Source organism: Selenomonadales bacterium (genome assembly GCA_018335585.1).
Classification (GTDB): Bacteria; Bacillota; UBA994; order UBA994; family UBA994; genus UBA994.
The window spans coordinates 1-3,066 of record JAGXRZ010000036.1 but is presented as its reverse complement, the minus strand read 5'-3'; the positions used below and the strand labels follow the sequence as shown (position 1 = coordinate 3,066).

Genomic DNA, 3,066 nt, shown 5'->3' with positions numbered 1-3,066 from the left:
ACGCCTCTCGGACGATGACTTAACTTGCCCAAACACAAACCGCGGGGCATCAGGGCGTTGCAGCCCGACTAAATCCGGCCCGGGCAGGCTAGCTTTACGAGCCCGTCTGTCGAAACTCGTTGGCCATGGAAACATCGCTGCATGGCTGTCCTCTAAGGCACTTGCGGCAAACGCCTCCCCTATCTCCCAGTCCTTAGCCCGAGGGGACGATTCCAACTGATCCACAAGTGCACACAGAGCGAACCCGGTTGTTTCTAACTCGATCAAGTGCTGTCTAAGTGCTTCTGCCCCGTCTGATTCTGCTAGCTTCGTGGCGACACGACGCGCAAAATACTGCAAACACTCTTCTTCAGAAGCCGCAACGAAGCCTGCTACCTGAATGTTAGCGCTATCTGCCTGATACTGCAACTGCCATGGGGTCATTTTAGTGCTCTCCACTGCGGGTCAGCGCCTGGTCGTACCACATGGTGAGCTTCGCGTCTTCTTGCAGGATGGCGTCGGGGATTTTGCGCGCTACGGCGATAATGGTGGCGTAATCGCGCTCTTGCCAGGCTTTCTTAAAGCCGGCGTGCACCGCCTCCGAGCGAAAGACTTTGAGCCTGCGCTCGCGGGCGGCTAAGACCACGTAGTCGGCAAACTCCTTAAGCAGCGCTTTTTCGCGCAGCTTCTCGAGGTCGCCCGCCTTGTTGGGGTCGGGCACATACCAGCGGTCTTTGGCCTTAGCGCGCAGGGCGTCGTCGTCTTTGGGGAGGTTACGCAGGTCTTTAAAGTTAGTGGAAAGGTAGCTATGTATTTGGCTTGGCACCTCGCCCTTGCCGTCATAGCGCAGGAAGCTTTGCTCGAGCAGTTCGGACAGCTCTAGCGACTGCTCGAATTTCTGCCAGCCGCCGAGCTCCTGCATAAACTGCGGGTGAATTTCTTGGAAGGTCTGCGGTTTGGGCCCGAGCTGCTGCTTAAGCCACTGAATGGCCGAAGCCTCGCCGGTAATAAACACCTGCAGCTGCTCCACCCCGCCGACTAAGATGCGCTTTTTATCGTACTCGGCTACTTGCTCGGGTAGAAAGTACATGCCGTCGCGCTCGGAAAAGCGCTGCGCCAGTCCGGCGTAAAACTCGGCGGCAGAGAGCGGAATCATGACGCCGCGCTGCACGTGGAAGGCGACCATGCGGTCGTAAAGCAGGTAGGGCTGTCGCTCGGCAATCAGCTCCAGCGAGGATGTGTTCTGCTTGCCCGCGCTTTTTACTACCGCAACCGGAAGTTGCCGCATATGCGTGCGCACAAAGTCCCAGACGCCGGCCTCTGTGCCCGCCACGAGTTTAAAGCGCTCCTCCAAGCCGCCGTTAGGTTTGTAGGCGGAGATGACTAGGTCTTGCTTAACCGCATTGGCGCTTGTAACTTGCTTAAAAGAGCCCTGCTTCTTGTCTAGTGTACGCACGTCGGCGACGACAAACCCGGCGTGTTGTAGCGACTCCTGAATGGCGTTCCACACGCGATTTTGCGAGTTGTGAAACTCTACCGTCATCCAGCGCCCCGGCTTAAGCACGCGGTAGTATTCCTGAAAGCAGCGGGTCATTAAGTCTTGGTACTCCTTAAGCCCTTTCTTTTGCACGCTGTTCTCGATGGCCTCGGGCTTGTTGTTGGTAAAGACCTTAAGCCACGCTTCCCACAGGAAGTTAAGCTCGGAGTACATTAGGTTGCCGCCAAAGGGCGGGTCGGTGAAGATGTAGTCTAGGGAATTATCTCCAATCGATAGCGAGGAGAGCGACTGCGTGGTTACCGCAATATGCCCTATACTTGTTGAAAGAGCCTTGGCAAGTCTCCGTGTTTTCCCCGTCAACACATAACTGATACTCGGCTCACTGACAGTTGACCCAACATAGAGTGTGCCGCTCAGGACACGGTTTACTTGAGAATAGGCGTTCTGCAAAAACCGATTTAAGCGGGTAAAGCTCAGGGCCACGCTCTGAAGCGTAAACCGCCAGAACTGAACCATCCGCCTCTTATCCTGCATATCAGCCATTTGCCATTGCAGGGAATACGTCGCGACTTGCCGCGGCAAGTATAAATGATGCACGTGGGTGATGCCATGCGATACCCTAGGCTGCTCGGTGTTATAGCCTTCCGGCATCCGGTCGGTGGGAAACCAATAGGGGATATCGCTTTGTTCTATCTTGGCGATTACGGCTAGGTCGAACGCATCGGGCGTTTTTTCGTAGCGCTTTTTGCCTAAGCTATAGTTTACGAGCACCGGCACTTGCTTGGCTTGGCGCACGCTTTGGTTAAGCGCGCGGTCAAACTTAGTAGTCCAGGCGCGGTCCATGCGGCGCTTCGTCAGCAATGCGCCGCAGTGGGGGCACGGGAACTCGTCCTGTACTTTGCCGGCCGCTTTGTCTACTGCGGCTTCCCAAAAAACAACCTCCCGCGTGCATTCGGCGCACACAAAGACGTCGGACCACACGGTGTAATTAATGGTGCCGAGCGTAAAAGGCTGCGACTTAAGCAAGCCGCGAATGTCGTCAGCTGTGTGGCAGGCGGCAAGTTTTCCGGCTAACGCTTGGGGTAGCGTGGCGTGGCCCGTTTCTGTCGGGCCTAACGTGCTATACATCCAGCCGCATTCGGCTTCTACCTCGCGGAGAATGCGCTTGGCTTCGCGCTCAAACAGCTTTACGTCCACGGGGGTATTGTAGTTATAGGCAATAAAGGTAGCCGCAGGCGAAAGGTCGTTAAGCACGGCTTTCCTGGCGCCCAGTCCTGCGGCGTCAACTCTAAGCCCCAGGGACTCTACCGCTGCTCGGTCGCCGCAGAGCTGCGCCGCTACGCCGGTCATACCGGTGCCGCAGAAGCCGTCGTAGACTATATCGCCGGGCTCGGTGTAGTGCAGGATGTAGCGCATAATGGCTTTGTGCGGCACCTTAGTGTGGTAGGAGTGGGCGTTGTAGATGGGGTCGTTCTTGCCCTCGCTCACGTCCGCGGCAAAAGGCTCGCGCTGGTAGCAGTCGGTCGCCGGGTCGTAGGGCTTGCCGTGGTGTTTAATAAACTCGCCCAGAAACGGGTTCGGGCAGGCGG

General features: G+C 56.8%; 2 protein-coding genes. Both read right to left on the bottom strand.

Annotation, left to right across the window (positions count from 1 at the left end):
* Positions 1-423 (bottom strand): hypothetical protein (locus KGZ66_06015; protein MBS3985139.1); only part of this gene is annotated, 423 nt, incomplete at its 3' end.
* Position 424: 1 nt separating this feature from the next.
* A partial coding sequence (locus KGZ66_06010; protein ID MBS3985138.1) for a hypothetical protein occupies positions 425-3,066 on the bottom strand: 2,642 nt, incomplete at its 5' end.